The sequence below is a fragment of the Gammaproteobacteria bacterium genome (assembly GCA_003696665.1).
Lineage (GTDB): Bacteria > Pseudomonadota > Gammaproteobacteria > Enterobacterales.
The window spans coordinates 1-1290 of the sequence record RFGJ01000654.1; the positions used below are offsets into that span (position 1 = coordinate 1).

2 protein-coding genes are annotated in these 1290 nt (G+C 48.6%); both read left to right on the top strand.

Annotated features, from left to right (window positions below; genetic code table 11):
* Positions 1 to 282 precede the first annotated feature (282 nt).
* Positions 283 to 600 (top strand): nucleotidyltransferase domain-containing protein, encoded by a 318-nt coding sequence (locus tag D6694_15665; GenBank protein ID RMH33389.1) that lies wholly within the window; start codon positions 283 to 285, stop codon positions 598 to 600.
* Positions 597 to 1001 (top strand): HEPN domain-containing protein, encoded by a 405-nt coding sequence (locus D6694_15670; protein ID RMH33388.1) that lies wholly within the window; start codon positions 597 to 599, stop codon positions 999 to 1001. The genes D6694_15665 and D6694_15670 overlap by 4 nt, the downstream gene beginning before the upstream one ends.
* Positions 1002 to 1290: the final 289 nt, after the last annotated feature.

The window sequence follows — 1290 nt, forward strand, 5'->3', positions numbered from 1 at the left end:
CGGTGTCACGCTCAACCCTCAACCATTTTTTTCAGTGGACTCAGGAACCGATTCGACCGGTTTCCCGATGCACGCGATTTGGCCTGTTTCCTCACGCTCTACCATACTCTGCGGTCCTCTGCGTGTACTCCGTGCCACTCTGTGTAACAAAAACAGCATCCCAACTGCGCGGTGACTGCGGTTTAAAAGGCGAGGACGTGAGGATTCGTGGAGCCGATTTCAAGCTATGGTCGGGAAAATCACCGGATTGTGCCGTGGCAGGCATTTTGCGTAATTTTAGGTATGGGAAAAACGCGCGAAGAGGTTTTGTTGGCCATCAGGAAGAAGCTGCGGGAAGTGGCACCCGGAGCGAAGGCAATCCTGTTTGGTTCGCGTGCGCGTGGCGATGCCACACAGGATTCCGACTGGGATTTGCTCATCATCCTCGACAAGCCGGAAATCGAACCTGCAGATTTCGACAGAATCGCTTTTCCCCTTTATGAAATTGGTTGGGAAATGGAACAGTTGTTTTCCATCAGGCTGTACACAAAGACCTCGTGGGAAAAACGCCGCTTCACGCCATTTTACAAACGAATTGAAAAGGAAGGGGTGGTTATATGAGTTTGACGAATGAAGAGCGGAAAGCAATCGTCGCTTTGCGCAAGCAAAAAGCGTGGAAAACACTCAAAGAAGCGGAAGGTATCGCCTCTTTGGGGTATTGGGACGCAGTAGCAAATCGCTTATACTATGCTTGTTTTTACATGACAAGTGCCCTTCTGCTGCATCACGGTTACGAAGCCAATACGCATAGAGGAGTGATTCACTTGCTTGGCTTACATTTTATCAAGGCAGGGAGAATTTCCGTAGAAATGGGAAAGCTTTATATCAAGCTATATGAACTGCGACAGTCCAGCGACTATGACGAACTAATCTATTTGGAAGAAAAGGATGTACGCCCCCTTCTTGTGCAGGGACGGGAGTATCTTGAAGAAATTGAAAAATTGATACGTGAAAGTGATTGAGCATCCTCATTAGTCAATAGACAAGATGTTCCTTGCAAGATTTTGTCACTGGTAACAACGTTGTGGAGGTTTACGGCGTGGCGCCCCGCCAATCGGGCCAGGCTTGGTGCGTGGAAGTAATCCGATGCACGCGATTTGGCCTGAGAATAAATCGTTGCGTACCGTAGCGTCGTAGCGTCGTAGCGCGAGGAACCGAATACAATTCACCCGATTTCACCGAAAGCCGATAAATTTGGGCCATTCCATTCAACAAAATCGAAAAACATGAAAGTCCGAATCCTTCCCGTGC